The 17,099-nt window shown below is 71.1% G+C and carries 22 protein-coding genes; 15 read left to right on the top strand and 7 right to left on the bottom strand.

Going from position 1 to position 17,099, the window contains the following annotated elements; all coding sequences use genetic code 11:
* The first annotated feature begins 6 nt into the window (after positions 1–6).
* Positions 7–972 carry an NAD-dependent epimerase/dehydratase family protein gene (locus H1W00_RS00320; RefSeq protein WP_181752599.1) on the top strand — a complete coding sequence of 322 codons (966 nt, stop codon included), beginning with the start codon at positions 7–9 and terminating at the stop codon, positions 970–972.
* A 6-nt stretch (positions 973–978) separates the two neighbouring features.
* On the opposite strand, the gene H1W00_RS00315 is transcribed toward H1W00_RS00320, so the two are convergent.
* From H1W00_RS00315 to fabG, 3 genes are read right to left on the bottom strand one after another with little or no spacing between them, the layout of a single operon-like run.
* Positions 979–1,602, bottom strand: a complete 624-nt coding sequence (locus H1W00_RS00315; protein ID WP_181752597.1) for a TetR family transcriptional regulator — start codon at positions 1,600–1,602, stop codon at positions 979–981.
* A 24-nt stretch (positions 1,603–1,626) separates the two neighbouring features.
* Positions 1,627–2,664, bottom strand: a complete 1,038-nt coding sequence (locus H1W00_RS00310; protein WP_181752595.1) for a phosphotransferase — start codon at positions 2,662–2,664, stop codon at positions 1,627–1,629.
* Position 2,665: 1 nt separating this feature from the next.
* Positions 2,666–3,421, bottom strand: a complete 756-nt coding sequence (gene fabG / locus H1W00_RS00305; protein ID WP_078700180.1) for a 3-oxoacyl-ACP reductase FabG — start codon at positions 3,419–3,421, stop codon at positions 2,666–2,668.
* Positions 3,422–3,551: 130 nt separating this feature from the next.
* On the opposite strand from fabG, the gene H1W00_RS00300 reads away from it, so the two are divergent.
* Genes H1W00_RS00300 through H1W00_RS00290 form a run of 3 tightly spaced genes read left to right on the top strand, consistent with a single transcriptional unit; the run spans position 3,552 to position 6,041 of the window.
* Positions 3,552–5,060, top strand: coding sequence for an acyl-CoA carboxylase subunit beta (locus tag H1W00_RS00300; RefSeq protein ID WP_181752593.1), 1,509 nt, complete (start codon positions 3,552–3,554; stop codon positions 5,058–5,060).
* The gene (locus tag H1W00_RS00295; protein ID WP_181752591.1) at positions 5,057–5,284 is read left to right on the top strand and encodes a biotin/lipoyl-binding carrier protein; all 228 of its coding nucleotides are present in this window, start codon (positions 5,057–5,059) and stop codon (positions 5,282–5,284) included. Before H1W00_RS00300 ends, H1W00_RS00295 begins: the two co-directional genes overlap by 4 nt.
* 55 nt (positions 5,285–5,339) lie before the next feature.
* A complete protein-coding gene (locus H1W00_RS00290) occupies positions 5,340–6,041 on the top strand; it encodes a thioesterase family protein (protein WP_181752589.1) in 702 nt (233 codons plus the stop codon).
* Here H1W00_RS00290 and H1W00_RS00285 read toward each other — a convergent pair whose 3' ends face one another.
* Positions 6,042–6,434: a globin gene (locus H1W00_RS00285; RefSeq protein WP_181752587.1), complete on the bottom strand. Its 393-nt coding sequence runs from the start codon at positions 6,432–6,434 to the stop codon at positions 6,042–6,044.
* Positions 6,431–7,333 carry a mechanosensitive ion channel domain-containing protein gene (locus H1W00_RS00280; RefSeq protein ID WP_181752585.1) on the bottom strand — a complete coding sequence of 301 codons (903 nt, stop codon included), beginning with the start codon at positions 7,331–7,333 and terminating at the stop codon, positions 6,431–6,433. The genes H1W00_RS00285 and H1W00_RS00280 overlap by 4 nt, the downstream gene beginning before the upstream one ends.
* A gap of 56 nt (positions 7,334–7,389) precedes the next feature.
* Between H1W00_RS00280 and H1W00_RS00275 the strand changes: the two genes are divergently transcribed.
* From H1W00_RS00275 to H1W00_RS00260, 4 genes are all read left to right on the top strand, one after another.
* Complete coding sequence (locus H1W00_RS00275; protein WP_181752583.1) at positions 7,390–7,710, top strand: hypothetical protein; 321 nt, start codon at positions 7,390–7,392, stop codon at positions 7,708–7,710.
* Between the two features lie 3 nt (positions 7,711–7,713).
* Positions 7,714–7,923, top strand: coding sequence for a hypothetical protein (locus tag H1W00_RS00270; protein WP_181752581.1), 210 nt, complete (start codon positions 7,714–7,716; stop codon positions 7,921–7,923).
* A 78-nt stretch (positions 7,924–8,001) separates the two neighbouring features.
* Positions 8,002–8,868: a hypothetical protein gene (locus H1W00_RS00265; RefSeq protein WP_181752579.1), complete on the top strand. Its 867-nt coding sequence runs from the start codon at positions 8,002–8,004 to the stop codon at positions 8,866–8,868.
* Positions 8,869–9,001: 133 nt separating this feature from the next.
* Positions 9,002–9,355, top strand: a complete 354-nt coding sequence (locus H1W00_RS00260; RefSeq protein WP_181752577.1) for a histone-like nucleoid-structuring protein Lsr2 — start codon at positions 9,002–9,004, stop codon at positions 9,353–9,355.
* A gap of 10 nt (positions 9,356–9,365) precedes the next feature.
* Here the strand turns inward: H1W00_RS00260 and H1W00_RS00255 are convergent, their stop codons facing one another.
* Both H1W00_RS00255 and H1W00_RS16210 read right to left on the bottom strand, forming a co-directional pair.
* A complete protein-coding gene (locus H1W00_RS00255) occupies positions 9,366–10,391 on the bottom strand; it encodes an SGNH hydrolase domain-containing protein (protein ID WP_181752575.1) in 1,026 nt (341 codons plus the stop codon).
* Positions 10,392–10,433: 42 nt separating this feature from the next.
* Entirely contained in the window at positions 10,434–11,045 is a 612-nt protein-coding gene (locus H1W00_RS16210; RefSeq protein WP_206679939.1) for a DUF2510 domain-containing protein, read from the bottom strand.
* Positions 11,046–11,150: 105 nt separating this feature from the next.
* On the opposite strand from H1W00_RS16210, the gene H1W00_RS00245 reads away from it, so the two are divergent.
* From H1W00_RS00245 to H1W00_RS00215, 7 genes are all read left to right on the top strand, one after another.
* Entirely contained in the window at positions 11,151–11,300 is a 150-nt protein-coding gene (locus tag H1W00_RS00245; RefSeq protein WP_181752573.1) for a hypothetical protein, read from the top strand.
* Positions 11,301–11,377: 77 nt separating this feature from the next.
* Entirely contained in the window at positions 11,378–13,099 is a 1,722-nt protein-coding gene (gene phoA / locus H1W00_RS00240) for an alkaline phosphatase (protein ID WP_181752572.1), read from the top strand.
* Positions 13,100–13,239: 140 nt separating this feature from the next.
* Entirely contained in the window at positions 13,240–14,352 is a 1,113-nt protein-coding gene (gene prfB / locus H1W00_RS00235) for a peptide chain release factor 2 (protein ID WP_181752569.1), read from the top strand.
* A gap of 7 nt (positions 14,353–14,359) precedes the next feature.
* Positions 14,360–15,037: a coenzyme F420-0:L-glutamate ligase gene (gene cofE, locus H1W00_RS00230; protein WP_181752568.1), complete on the top strand. Its 678-nt coding sequence runs from the start codon at positions 14,360–14,362 to the stop codon at positions 15,035–15,037.
* Entirely contained in the window at positions 15,037–15,978 is a 942-nt protein-coding gene (gene cofD, locus H1W00_RS00225) for a 2-phospho-L-lactate transferase (protein WP_181752566.1), read from the top strand. Before cofE ends, cofD begins: the two co-directional genes overlap by 1 nt.
* Before the next feature lie 225 nt (positions 15,979–16,203).
* Positions 16,204–16,593 carry a hypothetical protein gene (locus tag H1W00_RS00220; RefSeq protein ID WP_181752564.1) on the top strand — a complete coding sequence of 130 codons (390 nt, stop codon included), beginning with the start codon at positions 16,204–16,206 and terminating at the stop codon, positions 16,591–16,593.
* Positions 16,594–16,694: 101 nt separating this feature from the next.
* Entirely contained in the window at positions 16,695–17,099 is a 405-nt protein-coding gene (locus tag H1W00_RS00215) for a hypothetical protein (protein WP_181752561.1), read from the top strand.

The raw sequence follows: 17,099 nt of genomic DNA, 5'->3' as shown, positions 1-17,099 counted from the left end.
GGGGCGATGGAGCTCCTCGTCCTCGGCGGCACCGCCTTCCTCGGCCATGAGATCGCCCGGTCGGCGCTCGCGCGGGGGCACCGCGTGACGTGTGCCGCGCGCGGGTCGGCCGAGCCGCCCGCCGGGGCCGCCTTCGTGCGGATCGACCGCGACCAGGACGACGGTCTCGCGCCTCTCGCGGGCGGGCGGTGGGACGTCGTCATCGACGTCGCGCGGCAGCCGGGCCACGTGCGACGCGCCGTGCGCGACCTGACCGCGGATCACCGGGTCTTCGTCTCCAGCGGCAACGCGTACGCCGACTTCTCCTCGCTCGAGCAGTCCGAGGACGCCGCCACCCTGGCGCCGCTCGCGGCCGACACGATGTCCTCGGACGACGACTACGGCGCCGCCAAGGTGGCCTGCGAGCAGGCGGTGCTGGCCGCCGGGCCGGCCGCCGTCGTGAGGTCCGGGCTCATCGCCGGGCCGGGGGACTGGTCGGGCCGCAGCGGCTACTGGCCGTGGCGCTTCGCGCACCCCGTGGGCCCGGAGGTGGTGGTCCCGGACGACCTGCACTTCCCGTGCGCCATGGTCGACGTCCGCGACCTCGCGGCCTGGATCGTCGGCCTCGCCGAGCGACGGGTCGAGGGAACGTTCAACGCCACCGGCCCCACGACCGACCTCCAGAGCGTCCTGCAGGTGGCCGCCCGGGTCGCGGCGTCGACGGCGCGACCACGGCCCGTGCCGATCGAGCGCCTGCGTGAATTGGGCGTCGGCGACTGGATGGGTCCGGCCACGCTGCCGCTGTGGATCGACGACCCCGCGTGGCGCGGCTTCGCCACGATGGACACCGGCCGTGCGCGGGCGCATGGCCTGACGACGCGCCCGCTCGAGGAGACACTGGCCGACGTCCTGGCCTGGGAGGCGACCCGCACCCAGCCCCGCCGCTGCGGCCTCACCGACGACGAGGAGCGCCGCGTCCTGGCCGAGCTCTGACGCCGCTCAGGTGGCTCCGGCCTCCGCAGCCAGCAGGTAGGTGCCGAGCAGGCGCTTGAGCTCGATGATGGCCTCGTCGTGCTCCTGCAGGTCGCGCACCGAGAAGTTGAGCATCGAGTACGACATGTGCACCAGGACCTCGGCCATGATCTTGCGGCGGTCACGCGGGGTGCCCGGCGTGAGGGGCGCCAGGACGTGCGCCACCCGGGCGGCCAGCTGCTGCTCGGTGACCTCGGCCGTGGCGCGGGTGATCGGCGTGGACTGCACGGCGTACCAGACGGCGCTGCGGGAGGGATCGTTGATCCACAGCTGGCTCATGTGGTCGACCAGCCGGTCCAGCAGCACGAGCCAGTCGAGCGTGGGCAGCTCGGCGGCCAGCTTGTCGAGCTCGGACTGGATCGCCACGGCGTTCAGCCGGTCCAGCTCGCACACGATGACGTACTTGTTCGCGAAGAACTGGTAGAGGGTCCCGATGGGTAGTCCGGCGCGCTGCGCGACCTCCTCGCACGTGAACGACTCGAAGCCCACGTCGAGGAGCACGTCGCGCGACGCCTGGAGCAGGCTGTCGAACTTGACCTTGCTGCGCTCCTGCGTGGGACGTCGGCGAGGTTCGAGGATCTGGGCGGCCATCACGCGCGCCAGACTACCCGTGAATTACTTGGAAGTAGCGTGAAGTCCGTGCTGGACGAGGGGATCGATCATGGCGCCGATCCCGTCGAAGCCCGAACCCACCGTCTGACCGGCCGCGTGGCGGAAGTAGATGCCCTCCAGGATGACCGCGAGCTTGAAGTACGCCAGCCCCAGGTGGAAGCCCAGCTCGCTGACGTCCCGTCCCGATCGCGCGGCGTACCGGTCGACGACCTCGTCGGGGGAGAGGTACCCGGGCGCCTGCGGCGCGTCGGTGACCTGACCGCTCGACGGCCCGGCGCTCAGGGCCAGGTGCTGGTAGGCCAGCATGACGGCCACGTCGGTGAGCGGGTCGCCGAGCGTGCTCATCTCCCAGTCCAGGACGGTGGTGATGCGGTCGCCGTCCTCGGTGTCGACGAGCACGTTGTCGAGACGGTAGTCGCCGTGCACGATCGTGCTCTCGCTCGTCGCGGGCACCGAGCTCGTCAGCCGCTCGGCCAGCTCGTCGATGCCCTCGATCTCGCGCGAGCGCGAGGAGTCCAGCTGCTTCTTCCAGCGGGCGACCTGGCGCGTGAGGTAGCCGTCGGGGCGACCGAAGTCGCCCAGGCCGACGGCCTCGTAGTCCACGGCGTGCAGGTCGGCGAGGGTGTCCACGAGGCGCTCGGTGACGGCGCGCGTGCGCTCCGCCCCGATGACCTCGAGGTCCTTGGCGCGCTGGAAGGCGGTGCCCGACATGCGCTCCATGACGTAGAACTTCGCGCCGATGACCGACTCGTCGGTGCACTCCGCGATCATGCGCGGCACGGGGACGGCGGTGCCGGCCAGCGCCGCCATCACGCGGTGCTCACGACCCATGTCGTGGGCGGTGGCGAGCACGTGTCCCAGCGGCGGGCGGCGCACGATGACGTCGCGCTCGCCGTTGGTGACGGCGTACGTCAGGTTGGACTTGCCACCGGTGATGAGCGACGCGCTGAGCGCCCCCGGGAGCTCCCCGGGGGCCTCAGCGTCGAGCCACGTGCGCAGGGCCTCGAGGTCGAGTCCCTGGACGACGTCAGGAGCGGTCACGTCAGTCCTTCGGTCCGCCGGCGACGTAGATGACCTGGCCGGAGACGAAGCCGGCACCCTCGCTGCACAGGAAGGCGGCGGTGTGCGCGATGTCCTCGGGCTGGCCGACGCGCTGCACGGGGATCTCCTTCGAGGCGTACTCGATGAAGTCGTCGAACGGTACGCCGATGCGCTCGGCCGTCGCGGCGGTCATGTCGGTCTGGATGAAGCCCGGGGCGATCGCGTTGGCGGTGACGCCGTACTTGCCCAGCTCGATCGCGAGGGTCTTGGTGAAGCCCTGCAGACCGGCCTTGGCGGCGGAGTAGTTGGCCTGGCCGCGGTTACCCAGCGCCGAGGTGCTGGAGAGGTTCACGACGCGGCCGTACTTGGCCTCGGTCATGTGCTTCTGGACGGCCTTCGTCATGAGGAACGAGCCCTTGAGGTGCACGTCCATGACCAGGTCCCAGTCGTCGGTGGTCATCTTGAACAGCAGGTTGTCGCGGATCACGCCGGCGTTGTTGACCAGCACGGTCGGCGCGCCGAGCTCCTCGGCGACCTTCGAAACGGCCGCCTCGACGGCGTCGGCGTCGGCGACGTTGGCGCCGACGGCGAGGGCCTGGCCGCCGGCCGCGACGATCTCGTCGACGACGGTCTGGCAGGCGGACTCGTCGAGGTCGAGGACGGCGACCTTGAAGCCGTCGGCGGCGAATCGCTTGGCGATTCCGGCGCCGATGCCACGGGCGGCTCCGGTGATGATGGCGGTACGGGGTTCGGACACGTGCGGTCTCCTTGGGTGTCTAAGCGCTTGCTTAGTCACCGTATCGCACGCACCTCAGGTGCGAAAGGTCACATCGAAAACACCGTGGATGAATATGAGGGAATCCTCACGTTTCGGCTATAGTCGAGGAATGCCTCATGTTTCTGACGACCGGCTGACGACGCAGACGACCACCGCGGGAGCGGTCCCGCGCGCGGGACTGGAGTCCCGTCGACGGGAGCGGTTCGCTCGCGTCGAGCCGCGCGGCGCCCGGGTGCACACCGCCCGCGAGCGCGCCGAGCTGCTCATGGACGAAGGCACCTTCGTCGAGCTCGCCCCGCTCCGCGCGGCCACCCCCGGCGCGGGCAGCGGCGTCATCACCGGCTGGGGCCTGGTGGACGGCCGTCCCGTCGTCGTGGCCTGCCACGACGCCGCCATCGCCTCCGGCGCGATCGGTGCGGTCATGGCCGAGGCCATCTGCCGCGCCCAGCGCTTCGCGATCGAGCGCGGCTTCCCGATCGTCTACGTCAACGACTCCGGCGGAGCCCGGGTGCCCGACGGCATCCTCGCCCTGCACGGCTGCGGCGAGATCTTCGCGCTCAACGTGGAGGCGCAGCAGCGCATCCCGCAGATCTCGGTGATCCTCGGCCCGTGCGCCGGCGCCGCGGCCTACTCGCCCGCGCTGACGGACTGGACCGTCATGGTCAAGGGCCACGGCCACATGTTCCTGACCGGCCCCGACATCGTGCGCGCCGCCACCGGCGAGGACGCCACGGCCGACGAGATCGGCGGCTCCGGCATGCACACGCGCACGAGCGGCGTGGCGCACCTCGAGGTCGAGACCGAGCTCGACGCGCTGCAGTCGGTCCGCCACCTGCTGTCGTACCTGCCCTCGAACGCCGACGGCGTGCTGCCCGTGACCGCCCCCGTGCCGGTCAACCAGACCGCCGCCGAGGCGCTGCCCGAGGTCGTGCCCGAGAAGGCCAGCGTCATCTTCGACATGCACCAGGTCATCGACGGCGTGCTCGACAACGGAGCCCGCCTCGAGCTCTCGCCCGAGTACGCCGGCAGCGCCCTGACGCTGTTCGGCCGCGTGGAGGGGCGCCCCGTGGGCGTCGTCGCCAACCAGCCCGCCGTCCGCGGCGGCATCCTCGACTCCAAGAACTCGGTCAAGATCGCCCGCTTCGTGGAGTTCTGCGGCCGCTTCGGCATCCCGATCATCACCCTCGTCGACGTGCCCGGCTTCCTGCCCGGCACGGTCGAGGAGGGCCGCGGCATCATCACGCAGGGCGCCAAGGTGCTCAAGGCCTACGTCGAGGCGAAGAAGTCGATGCGCCTGACCGTGGTGGTCCGCAAGGCCTACGGCGGTGCTTACATCGCGATGGGCTCCACCTCGCTGGGCGCCGACCACGCGTGGGCCTGGTCCAACGCCGAGATCGCCGTGATGGGCCCCGGCGGAGCCGTGGGCCTGCTGCACCGTCGCGCGCTGGCCGCCGCCGAGGACCCCGCCGCGCTGCGCGACGAGCTCGCCGCGGAGTACCGCGAGAACGTCGCCCGCCCCTACGTGGCGGCCGAGGCCGGGATCATCGAGGACGTCATCCACCCCGAGGAGACGCGCGACCGCCTCGTCGCCTCGCTGCGCCTGCTGGAGCACCGATGATCGACGCGAAGGCCGAGATCGTCGGCAACGTCTGGAAGATCCTCGCCCGCGAGGGCGACCAGGTGGGTCCCGGCGACCCGCTGGTCATCCTCGAGTCGATGAAGATGGAGATCCCGGTCACCGCTCCGGCTCATGGGCACGTGGCGACGATCCTGGTCACCGAGGGCCAGATCGTCCAGGAGGGTGACCCGGTCGTCGAGATCGACGACACGCTCGGCGCCTGACGGTTATCGGTCACCACGGCCCGGCCGCGCGAAGGCCGCGTGGCAGGATGCCCGAGTGACCGAGTACCGCCACGAGATCCCGATGCGCTGGGCCGACCTGGACTCGTTGAACCACGTCAACAATGTCGTCTACCTCAAGTACGCGGAGAACGCGCGAGCCGCGATCCCGCGGCTGCCCGAGGGCCCGATCGGCGAGATGTCCATCCAGTTCAAGCGCCCGTTGCTGCTGGGCCGGCGTCCCGTCGTGGTCACCAGCAGCATCGAGGAGAACCGGGTCCTGCAGTCGATCGGCCTGGCCGACTCGGACGCCGTGTTCGCCACCGTCGAGGTCACCTACGGCGGCCTGGCCGCCGGGGGTCCGCTCCACGAGGCGGCCCAGCCGGGGGCGATCGCGCTGCGTCGCACCGATCTCGACGCCACCGGCGTCGTCAACGAGGCGCAGGTGTTCGAGCTCTTCCAGGAGACGCGCGTCCCGTTCATCAACGGCGTGCTGACGCGGGCCACCCCGGGCAACTTCGTCGTCGCGAGCGTGGAGGCGCGCTACCACCGCCCCATCACGCCGCAGGACCGGCTCGAGTCGACGGCGCGTGTCGGCCGGGTCGGCAACGCGTCCTTCACCATCGAGGCCCAGCTGGGCTCCGACGGTCAGGCGTTCGCCTCGTCCCTCGCGGTGCTGGTGGGCTTCGACGCCGCCACGCAGTCCTCGCGGACGTTCACCGACGCCGAGCGCGAGACGCTCGCCGCGGCGATGGGCTGATCAGCTCGGCGAGTTGATCATGAAGTTCGCGGCGTGCTGCGCGTACGCCCAGAACTGGGCGTCGTGCTCGGGGTCGAGCTTCGCCGCGTCGAGGCCCTCGCGGAAGTGCTTGAGCCAGCGGTCGCGACCGTCCTCGGTGACGGCGTAGGGCGCGTGCCGCATCCGCAGCCGCGGGTGCCCGCGGCGCTGCGAGTACTCGGTCGGGCCGCCCCAGTACTGCTCGAGGAACATCGTCAGGCGCTCGGCCGCGGGTCCGAGGTCCTCCTCGGGGTACATCGGCCGGAGCACCTCGTCCTGCGCGACGCCCTGGTAGAAGACGTCGACGATCAGCTCGATCGTCGCGCGTCCGCCGATCGCCTCGTAGAACGTCTCCTGCTGCGGCTGTTCGGTCATGCGGTGCCTCCCGAGGGCGGAAGTGTGGTGGAGGGGATGCGGACGCCGGCCTCGTCGAACCGGCGCAGCACGCGGCTGCGCAGGGCGCGGCCCACGTCGGCCTGGTGCAGGGGAGCGGTCTTGAGCACGGTGCGCACGACGGCGCCGTCCTTGTCGAAGCGCTCGACGCCCCACACCTCGGGCTCCTCGATGATGACGGCCGAGAGCGTGGAGTCGGTGGCGAGCGCGTGGGCCTCCTCGCGCAGGATCCGCTGGACCAGCTCGAGGTCGGAGTCGTAGGCGACGGTCACGTCGAGCACGGTGCGCGCCCACTCCTGGCTGTGGTTGCCGACGCGCAGGATCTCGCCGTTCCGGACGTACCAGACGGTGCCGTTGACGTCGCGCAGCCGCGTGACGCGCAGGCCGACGGCCTCGACGGTGCCGACGGCCTCGCCGACGTCGACGGCGTCGCCCACGCCGTACTGGTCCTCGAGGATCATGAAGATCCCCGAGAGGAAGTCCTTCACGAGGGTCTGGGCACCGAAGCCCAGCGCGACGCCGGCCACTCCGGCACCGGTCAGCAGCGGGGCGATCGGCAGCCCGAAGACGCCGAGCACCATGACGAACGCGATGCTCCAGATGACGCCCGAGGCGATGCTGCGCAGCAGCGATCCCATCGTCTCGGCGCGCTGACGGCGGCGCTCGCTCGAGCCGGTGCGCAGGTCGGCCAGGAACACGCCGGCCTTGGACTGGGCGAGGATCCCCGGGACCGCTCCCTTCGCGGCCCGCCCCGTGAGGCGGTTGATGAACCGGTGGGCGAGCCAGCGCAGCACGATCGCGATGAGCACGATGAGCAGGGCCCGTCCGGGCACGTCCAGCAGCCAGCCGGCGAGGTCCTCCGGCGTCCATGTCCAATCCACCCCTCAACCCTACGGGTGAGGGTTCACGCCCAGATGCCGGTGGATACGATGGACCCATGAGCCCCGCCCGAGTGATCACCGCCGTCACCGCCGCCCTGCTCGCCGTCGTCGCTGCCGCGACCCCGGCCTCGGCCAGCACCGCCCCCGAGTCCTGGCCCGTGGACGAGGCGGCCCTGTCCACCATCGAGTGGATCGGCCTGTTCATCGGCGGCACGGCGCTCGTCTACGTCGTCATCTGGGTCCTCGCCGCCGCGGTCAACGCCAAGAGCACGCACTTCGTCCCGGAGATCCCGCCCGCGACCCCCCAGGCGGATCACGACATCGAGGCCACGCAGCGCATGCCGCTGCCCGCCGCCGAGGGCACCCCGAAGCACTGATCCATGGTTGAGGACGCCCGGAACCGGTTCGCCGAGGACGTCTTCACCCACCGCGTGACGAAGGACGGCAAGGTCCTCGTCTCGTGGCAGGGCCGCACGGTCACCACGGTGTCCGGCCGGGCCGCCGAGCGGCTCATCCCGCGCCTCGAAGCCGCTGACCGCCGCGAGGTGCAGCACCTCCTCGCCCGCGCCACGGGCCACTTCAAGCACTAGCCGCCCTCGCGCTTGTCAGTCGCCCGCTCCGGGTCGCATGCTGGAGCGACAGGTGGAACTGCCACGGTCGGGGGCGACATGGCGAGGCGGCGCAGGAGTCGGTCGGGCCGAGCACCGTCGCGCTCCGACGAGGAGGCCGGATCCTCGCTCGGCCTCACGCGCCGGGTGAAGGTGATCGCGGCCGGGCTCGCCTCGATCGTCGCCGCGTGGGCGGTGTCCTACTTCGGTCCCGGGATCTGGTCGCAGGCCCAGGAGGTCGCCGGCCGCGATCCGCTGCAGGTCACCGTGCTGCAGTCCGACGAGTTCGACTCGATGGTCGAGGCCGACCACCGCGGCGAGCACGTCTGGCCCCCCGAAGCCCCGGAGGTGAAGACGCACGCGGCGGCCCACATCGCGGCGCGCGGCGGTGAGGCGGCGATGGAGGCGGTCGGCGCGCCAGTCGTCTATGACGCGGCCACCACGCTGTTCCGCCTCCAGCTGCGCGCAGCCACCGACGAGCCGGTGACCATCCATCAGTTCGCGGTGAAGATGCAGGACCGACAGCCGCCGCTCGCCGGCTACTGGTTCACCGGGGACAAGGGTGGGGCGGCCGACGTCTCGTACCTCGCAGTGTCGCTCGACGAAGAGAAGGTCGTGTGGCTCGATCCCGTGACCGGCCGGGAGAGCCAGCCGAGGTCGCTCGAGGTGACCCGGTCGGACCTGGAGTTCGTCGACGTGCTCGCGCGGGCCACCGCGTGTGCGTGCTCGTGGAGGCTCGAGCTCACCTACAGCACGGCCGACGGCGAGCGTGGCCGCATCGAGGTCGCGCCCGGACCGGGTGAAAACGACGTCTTCCGCACCACCGGGCTCGATGCCGCCGCGGTGGTGCACCTGCCGTACGGCTGCACGCCGCCGCCGAGATCGCCCGACCTCTGCGAAGGACTGCCAATGAGCGAATCGGGATGACTTCTTTCACTTTTCCGAATCCTTGCCTTTGTTTAGTCCACAAAGAAGAAGGGTGATCTCGCTAAGGTGAATTGATGATGAGTGGGCGATATTCGCCTTTCGTCGAAGAATTCATGCCGAAAAGGGAGAAATCATGGCGCAGCGCGTGATCACCATTCTTTCCAGCGACATCTCGGGCGAGGAGATCCAGGACGGCAAGGGAGAGACCGTCTCGTTCGCCCTCGATGGCACCAGCTATGAGATCGACCTGACGAAGAAGGAGGCCGATGCCCTCCGCGCCTCGCTCGAGACCTACGTCAAGGCCGCGCGCAAGGCACCGTCGCGCGGTACCTCCGCGCGCCGCAGCGGCAGCGCCGGATCCGGATCGGGTCGCAGCCCGGAGGAGCTCGCCCACGTGCGGACGTGGGCGAAGGAGAACGGCTACGAGGTGAGTGAGCGCGGCCGGATCAAGAAGGAGGTCCTGGACGCCTTCGACGCCGCGCCGTGATCGTCAGGGCTCAGCGAATGATCCGCATGGCGCGGAACTTGCCGGTCAGGACGGGCGCGAGCGTCTCGGCGTAGGTCACCGTGATGTGCGTGTGGTCGCGGTACACGTTGGCGCCGCCGATCACCGCGGGGCAGAAGCCCTTCTTGCAGAAGCGGGGCCGCAGGTCGAGGGCCGTGGCGCCGCGGGTCTTCTTCGCGGTCAGCAGGAACGGGTCGCGCGAGAGGCCCGCCTTCGTCGAGACGCCGCACTTCCTCGCACCGCGGATGGCGCCGTACTTCACGAGGCACTTCTGCGGCTCGCCCTTGAGGCGCGGGTTGTCGCTGATGGCCACGATCCGCACGCCCTTGCGGATCACCGGCCGCCAGAGCGCGCGCATCTTGATGACCTGCGACTTCGCGCTGCCCGACACCTGACGCGCGTACCCGGTCGTCACGACCACGTCGGTGCGCGGCGCCTGCTTCAGCAACCAGCGCTGGAGGTTCTTGCGGTAGAGCGTGCACGGCCGGACGCGGGACTTGTCGGGGTGGTTCACCCGTGACGTCGTCCAGGAGCACGAGCCGCGCACCTGCACCTCCAGCGAGATGCGCCCGGCCCGGGCCATCTCGACGAAGGCGGGCATGATCGCGCGTGCATGGGAGTCGCCCACGAGGATCACGTGCGGACGGCCGGCGGCCCGGGTGCCGAAGGTGCAGCCCCGGTTGAGGCGGATCTGCTGGACGCCGCTCTGGTAGCACTGCTTGCCGGGGTACTGCGCGGTCTCGCGCTTGGCGATGCCCGGGCGCTGGATCAGCTTGCCCTTGAGCGCGGGGTTGTGGCACCGCTTCTTGGCCATCGACGCGGCACCGAAGCAGCGGGGCCGCGCGGTGGCAGCGGCCTGGACGACCTGCGGAGCGACGACCGCGGTGGCGAGCGGGGCCACGGCTAGGGGCTTCCTCGCAGGCTCGTGGGCCGGTGCGGAGGCGGAGACCAGCACGCCGGCGCCCACCACGGCCGCCGCGACCAGCGCGATCCTCGTTCGGAGGTGCCCCCACACCATGACTCCACGATCACCCCGATCGCGCGCCGTGGCAAGTGGGGATCAGTCGCTGCTGTCCAGCTTCCAGCGGCCGTCCTCGCGGATGAACGTGTAGGTCTCGGAGCTGGAGAAGTCGTCGTAGTCATCGACGTCGTCAGCGCCGGTCTCCTCGACCACGAGAATCCCGATCGGCCCGAACCGCACGCCCCACATCGGGTCTCCCTCGCGAGAGACCGGGGGACGGGCGGCCAGGGAGGCGCACGTGAACGGCTCGTCGTACAGGTCGTCGCGGAAGCTCTGCGTCGTGACGGCCACGAGTGCCGCACAGTCCTGGCTCGCCTCCGCCCGGCTGAAGTCGGCGTACGTGCGTTCGAGGGGCTCGGAGTCGAATGCGCCCGAGCTCCACAGCGCGATCGCCGGCAGGGCGCCGACGAGGGCGGCCACCACGAACACGATCGGCAGGATCCAGACCAGCTTCGAGCGCTTCACGGGGACGAGGTCCTCGGTTCGCACCTGGGCGCGCGGCTGGACCGCGGGCCGCGCCGGGGGCTGGGGCGCCGCGGGCCGGCTCAGGGGAGCGGTGTGCTGCGTCCACTCCGATCCGTCGAACCAGCGCAGCTGGCCATGCCCGTCGTCGTACCAACCGGGCGGGGTGATCGGCCTGGGAGCGTCCATGGCCACCATCATGCCCCCCGGCGGGCCCGCGGCCGACGACCGATGTCCGTGCGTTCGTCGATCCTCGTTGGCGAGGGGTTCACCTGCGTCGGTTGCGCTGGAGACATGAACCGATACACGTGGCAGCAGATCCGGCGCACCGCGCTCGTGCTCTCGTGCGCGGCGTACTTCACGACCCTCGCGGTCATCGGGCAGGTCGCCGACGGCGACCCGGCCCCCGAGCTCCCCACCCGCCTCGTGGAGGCCGCGCGCTAGGCGGCGTGCCCGAAGTGGACCGCCCGACTTCGGCCGCGGTTCACCCGGGCGTCACCCGGCCACGGTGGGCTGACGGCATGAACCTACGCACCAGCACCCGCAGCGTGGTCGTCCTCGGCACCGCCTCACTGCTCCTCGGGGGAGCAGTGGTCGGCTCCGTGGCCACCGCCGAGCGCGACCTCAGCCGCCACGGCGGCGCCGCCCGTCTCTCGGGCGACCAGACCAAAGCCGTCAAGAAGGCCATCGACGGCAGCCGCCCCGAGAACGTCATCCTCATCATCGGTGACGGGATGGGCGACTCCGAGATCACCAGCGCCCGCAACTACGTCCACGGCGCGGCGGGAACGTTCCCCGGCCTGGACCGCCTCCCGCTGACCGGCCAGTACACGACGTACTCGCTCACCAAGGAGGGCAAGCCGGACTACGTCCCCGACTCCGCGGCCACCGGCTCGGCCTGGGCCACCGGTACCAAGACCTACGACAACGCGGTCAGCGTCGACATCGCCGGGAAGCCGCAGAAGACGCTGCTCGAGCTGGCGAAGCGGGCCGGCTACAAGACCGGCAACGTCTCCACGGCGGAGATCCAGGACGCGACGCCGGCCGTGCAGGTCGCACACGTGACGGCCCGCAGCTGCTACGGACCCGCGGCGACCACGAAGACCTGCCCCACGAACGCCAAGGAGAATGGCGGCGCCGGCAGCATCACGGAGCAGCTCCTCGACACGCGTCCCGACGTCACCCTCGGTGGTGGCGCGGCCACGTTCGCCGAGACCGCGACGGCCGGACGCTGGCAGGGCAGGACGCTGCGCGAGCAGGCGCAGCAGCGGGGCTACCGCCTCGTCGACGACCTCGCGTCGCTGTCGAAGGTGAAGAGGGCCGACCAGGACCAGCCGCTGCTGGGCCTGTTCGCACCGGGCAACTTCCCGGTGCGCTGGACCGGTCCCGCTGCCACGGCCGACGGTGGGAAGAAGGCGCCCGTCGCGTGCACCGAGAACCCGGCCCGCACCGACTCGCTGCCCGGCCTGGCCGACCTGACGAAGAAGTCGATCGAGCTGCTGGACCAGCGGAGCCGCAAGGGCTTCTTCCTCCAGGTCGAGGGAGCCAGCATCGACAAGCGGAACCACTCCTCGGACGCCTGCGGCCAGATCGGCGAGACGCTCGACCTCGACGAGTCCGTGAAGGTCGCGCTCGACTACGCGAAGAAGGACAAGAACACGACGGTCATCGTGACCGCCGACCACGCGCACACCAGCCAGATCGTCGAGGCGGGGTCGGTCACCCCCGGCGCCACGGTGAACCTGCTGACGCAGGACGGCCAGCCGATGACGATCAACTACGCCACCAGCGCCGCGGCCGGCTCGCAGCAGCACACCGGCTCGCAGCTGAGGATCGCGGCGTACGGGCCGCGGGCCGCGAACGTCGTGGGTCTGACCGACCAGACGGACGTCTTCTTCACCATCCGCGATGCGTTGCGGCTGGGGAAGCATGGCGGAGATACGGCGGGCCGTCCCCCTCGAGACGGCCCGCCGTTGGCATGTCAGGCGGACAGCTCGCTCAGCGACAGGTCCCAGGCCGGGTCCAGGCCGAGGTCGCGCCACGGGTCGTCCGCCCCGAACCGGGCGATGACGACGCGCGCGGTCACGGCCACCACGAGGGTGGACGCGACGGCCAGGGCGAACGTGAGTGCGGTGCCCAGCGCTGCCGCATGCGGCACGAGCAGGAACACCAGGAGGCCCAGCTCGACGCCGGCAGCGGTGGCGGCGATGCGTTCGTTCGTCATGTCGACTCCGGTTCGATGATCGATTCCCCCGCTGGGATCATGCCGAACGGGCGGGGCCGATGGGACGTGAATCACTCCAGATACCGAGGGTTTCTGAATCGGCCGTCCCGCCGGGCGGTCGACAGCACCCGGCAAGGCCCGCAGCGGTAACCTCGACAGGTGGCCACCACGGACCTGAACGACCGGATCAAACAGCTCGACACGACCCTGACGTCGATCGAGCGCGTGCTCGACGTGCCGAAGATGCAGGTCGAGATCGCCGACCTCCAGGAGCAGGTCGGCGCGCCGGACCTGTGGGACGACCAGGCGAACGCCCAGCGCGTCACCGGGCGGCTCTCGGTGCTCCAGGCCGAGACCGAGCGGGTCGCCAACCTGCGCCAGCGCCTCGAGGACGTGGGTGTCCTGCTCGAGCTCAGTGCCGAGGAGGGCGACGCCGATTCCCTGGCCGAGGCCGAGTCCGAGATCAACCGCCTGGCGAACTCCATCGACAGCCTCGAGGTGCGCACCCTGCTCTCGGGCGAGTACGACGAGCGCGAGGCCCTCGTGACGATCCGCTCCGGCGCCGGTGGCGTCGACGCCGCCGACTTCGCCCAGATGCTCCAGCGCATGTACATCCGCTGGTCCGAGCGCCACAAGTACCCCGTCGAGATCTACGACACCAGCTACGCCGAGGAGGCGGGGCTGAAGTCCACCACCTTCGCGATCCGCGCGCCCTACGCCTACGGCACCCTGTCGGTCGAGGCGGGCACCCACCGCCTCGTGCGGATCAGCCCGTTCGACAACCAGGGCCGCCGCCAGACCTCGTTCGCCGCGGTCGAGGTGGTGCCGGTGCTCGAGGAGACCGACAACATCGACATCCCCGAGGACGAGGTGCGCGTCGACGTCTACCGCTCCAGCGGTCCGGGCGGCCAGAGCGTCAACACCACCGACTCGGCCGTGCGCCTGACCCACATCCCCACGGGCGTGGTCGTCAGTTGCCAGAACGAGAAGAGCCAGCTGCAGAACAAGGCCAGCGCGATGGTGATCCTCAAGGCCAAGCTGCTCGCGCTGAAGAAGGCCGAGGAGCGCGCCCACCTCGACGAGCTGCGCGGCGACGTCCAGGCCTCCTGGGGCGACCAGATGCGCAACTACGTGCTGAACCCGTACCAGCTGGTCAAGGACCTGCGCACCGAGTTCGAGACCGGCAACACCCAGGCGGTCCTCGACGGCGAGATCGACGAGTTCATCGAGGCCGGCATCCGCTGGCGCCGGAACCAGACCGACGCGGCCTGACCCACCGATGCTGACCCTTCTCGGGATCGCCGGCCTGCCCGAGATCCGTCCCGGGGACGACCTCGCCGCGCTGATCCGCACGCACGCCTCGCTGGCCGACGGCGACATCGTCGTGGTGACCTCGAAGATCGTCAGCAAGGCCGAGGGCCGGTTCGTCCCGGCCGCCGACCGTGAGGCGGCGATCGAGGCCGAGACCGTGCGCGTCGTGGCCGAGCGCGGCGCGGTCCGCATCGTGGAGAACCGTCTCGGCATCGTGGCTGCGGCCGCCGGGATCGACGCGAGCAACGTGCCCGAGGGCCAGGTCCTGCTGCTGCCCGAGGACCCCGACGCGTCGGCCCGCCGGATCGCCGAGGGCCTCCGCGAGGTCGCTCACGTGGGCGTCCTCGTCTCCGACACCCTGGGTCGCCCGTGGCGACTCGGCCAGACCGACGTCGCGATCGGCGCGGCCGGGGTGCGCCTGTTCGAGCAGCCCGGGCGTGACGCCGACGGGCGCCCCCTCGCCGTGACGATGCCGTGCGTGGCCGACGAGCTCTGCGGCGCCGCCGAGCTGGTCAAGCCCAAGGACGGCCACGTGCCCGTCGCCGTCGTGCGCGGCCGTGGCGACCTCGTGGGCGACCTCGCGCTCCCCGGAGCGCGCAGCATCATCCGCCCGCTCGAGGACGACCTCTTCCGGACGGGCGGCTGATGCGCGTCACGGTGCTCGCCGGCGGCGTCGGCGGAGCACGATTCGTCACGGGCCTCCGGGGTGCGCTCGGCGCCGATGACGAGATCACCGTGGTCGTCAACACCGGCGACGACCTGTGGCTCTCGGGCGTGCGGCTGCAGCCCGACATCGACTCGATCCTGTACGCGTTGGCGGGGGTCAACGACACCGAGCGTGGCTGGGGCCGCGCCGACGAGACCGAGCGCGTCAGCGCCGAGCTGCGGGCGTGGGGCGCGGGCTGGCCGTGGTTCACCCTCGGCGACCTCGACCTCGGCACGCACCTGGCGCGCACGGGGTGGCTGCGCGAGGGTCTGACCCCCTCCCAGGTGGCCGAGCGGCTGAGCGCCCGCTGGCCGATCGGTGCGCGCCTGCTGCCGATGACCGACGCCGAGGTCGACACCCACGTCGTCGTCGAGGGCGGCGACCGCCTGCACTTCCAGGAGTGGTGGACGCGCCACCGCGCCTCGCTGCGCGCCGTGGCGTTCGCGAACCCCGGGATCGAGGCGGCCACGCCGGGAGCCGGCGTCGTCGAGGCGATCACCGGCGCCGATGTCGTCGTGCTGGCGCCGTCGAACCCCGTCGTGTCGATCGGCCCGATCCTGCAGGTGCCCGGCATCCGCGTGGCCTTGGGCGACGCGCGCCGGGTCGTGGGGATCTCGCCGATCATCGGCGGGAAGGTGGTGCGCGGCATGGCCGACGCGTGCCTGGCCGCGATCGGGGTCGAGACGTCGGCCGACGCCGTCGCCCGCCTCTACGGCCGTCGCGCCGCGGGGGGCGTGCTCGACACGTGGCTCGTCGCCGAGGAGGACGCCGCGCTGGCTCCCGCCCTCGCGGCCGAGGGCTGGGACGTGCGCGTCCAGCCGCTCTGGATGAGCGACCCCGCGACCTCCGCGGCCCTGGCCCGCGCCGCCATCACCCCCTGACTCCGGTCTCGATACACCGCTCGTTCCTCGCGGCACTCGACCACCGGGGTCCTGATCGCGGTCTCGATACACCGCTCGTTCCTCGCGGCACTCGACCACCGGTGATCGAGCACAGCGCGACGGCGTTTCGCCACCGGTGATCGAGTGGCGGCGAGCGCAGCGAGACGCTGTATCGAGATCAGGTGCTGGTGCCACGGAGCACGGGACGGCGGTTAGCGTGGACGCATGCGCCTCCTCGCCGCCCTGCTGCTGGCCCTGACCCTGCTGACCGGGTGCGCGGACGACAGCGATCCGCTCGCCACCACGGAGACGTCCGAGATCGAGGAGCCCGAGGACACGCTCCCGGTGCTGGGCCTGTGGGAGTCCGAGCCGCTGGAGTCCGGGCGCACCGTCATGCTCACGCTGTCCGACGACAACACCTACGTCGCGGAGAACGAGTGCCTCGAGCTGACGGGCCGGTGGGAGCTGGCCGGCGGTCAGGTCGTGCTGACTCCCGACCAGGGCGCAGGTCAGCAGTGCGGCGGTGACGCGGCCGTGGAGCTGCCGCCCGCGCTCACGGTCGACGGGGACACGCTGGTGCCCGAGGGCGCCGGGCCCACGTTCACCCGGGCCTGAGGTGCCGCTGCGACTGGTGTGAAAGTTGCTCGCATTCCAATGAAAAAGATGGTCCGTTCGAGCCGCTGACCGTGACTCGTTCCGGCCGTTAACTGGGGCCCATGCGCTCCCTCGCGGTCCTCGTCCTGGTGGGAGCGTTGCTGGGCGGATGCGGGCTCCAGTCACCTGAGCCCTACCCGGGGCAGACAGGCTCCACCGGGGTCGGCGAGCCGGGGGACACCCTGCCCGTGCTCGGTGCCTGGGTCTCCGAGCCGGTCCCGGAGACGGGCCGCCGACTGATCCTGACGCTCACGGACGACAACCGGTACGTCGTCACCGACACGTGCTCACAGGCTCCGGGCCGCTGGGACCTGCGGGGCGACCAGGTGCTGCTCACACCCGACGAAAGCGGTGTCGTGCTGTGCGGAGGCGACGAGGACCCGCCGCTGGAGCTGGCCGATGCGCTGACGGTGGAGCGTGGTCTGCTCGTCCCGACCGGGACGGGCCCGGTCTTCAGCCGGAAGTGA

It is taken from the genome of Aeromicrobium phoceense (assembly GCF_013868155.1).
GTDB lineage: Bacteria > Actinomycetota > Actinomycetes > Propionibacteriales > Nocardioidaceae > Aeromicrobium > Aeromicrobium phoceense.
This window is presented reverse-complemented; position numbering and strand designations above follow the sequence as displayed.

Coding starts and splice junctions, on each gene's coding strand:
- H1W00_RS00320 (WP_181752599.1), top strand. CDS start 7: ATGGAGCTCCTCGTCCTCGGCGGCACCGCCTTCCTCGGCCATGAGATC.
- H1W00_RS00315 (WP_181752597.1), bottom strand. CDS start 1,602: ATGGCCGCCCAGATCCTCGAACCTCGCCGACGTCCCACGCAGGAGCGC.
- H1W00_RS00300 (WP_181752593.1), top strand. CDS start 3,552: ATGCCTCATGTTTCTGACGACCGGCTGACGACGCAGACGACCACCGCG.
- H1W00_RS00295 (WP_181752591.1), top strand. CDS start 5,057: ATGATCGACGCGAAGGCCGAGATCGTCGGCAACGTCTGGAAGATCCTC.
- H1W00_RS00285 (WP_181752587.1), bottom strand. CDS start 6,434: ATGACCGAACAGCCGCAGCAGGAGACGTTCTACGAGGCGATCGGCGGA.
- H1W00_RS00275 (WP_181752583.1), top strand. CDS start 7,390: ATGAGCCCCGCCCGAGTGATCACCGCCGTCACCGCCGCCCTGCTCGCC.
- H1W00_RS00270 (WP_181752581.1), top strand. CDS start 7,714: ATGGTTGAGGACGCCCGGAACCGGTTCGCCGAGGACGTCTTCACCCAC.
- H1W00_RS00265 (WP_181752579.1), top strand. CDS start 8,002: ATGGCGAGGCGGCGCAGGAGTCGGTCGGGCCGAGCACCGTCGCGCTCC.
- H1W00_RS00260 (WP_181752577.1), top strand. CDS start 9,002: ATGGCGCAGCGCGTGATCACCATTCTTTCCAGCGACATCTCGGGCGAG.
- H1W00_RS00255 (WP_181752575.1), bottom strand. CDS start 10,391: ATGGTGTGGGGGCACCTCCGAACGAGGATCGCGCTGGTCGCGGCGGCC.
- H1W00_RS16210 (WP_206679939.1), bottom strand. CDS start 11,045: ATGGACGCTCCCAGGCCGATCACCCCGCCCGGTTGGTACGACGACGGG.
- H1W00_RS00245 (WP_181752573.1), top strand. CDS start 11,151: ATGAACCGATACACGTGGCAGCAGATCCGGCGCACCGCGCTCGTGCTC.
- phoA (WP_181752572.1), top strand. CDS start 11,378: ATGAACCTACGCACCAGCACCCGCAGCGTGGTCGTCCTCGGCACCGCC.
- cofE (WP_181752568.1), top strand. CDS start 14,360: ATGCTGACCCTTCTCGGGATCGCCGGCCTGCCCGAGATCCGTCCCGGG.
- cofD (WP_181752566.1), top strand. CDS start 15,037: ATGCGCGTCACGGTGCTCGCCGGCGGCGTCGGCGGAGCACGATTCGTC.
- H1W00_RS00220 (WP_181752564.1), top strand. CDS start 16,204: ATGCGCCTCCTCGCCGCCCTGCTGCTGGCCCTGACCCTGCTGACCGGG.
- H1W00_RS00215 (WP_181752561.1), top strand. CDS start 16,695: ATGCGCTCCCTCGCGGTCCTCGTCCTGGTGGGAGCGTTGCTGGGCGGA.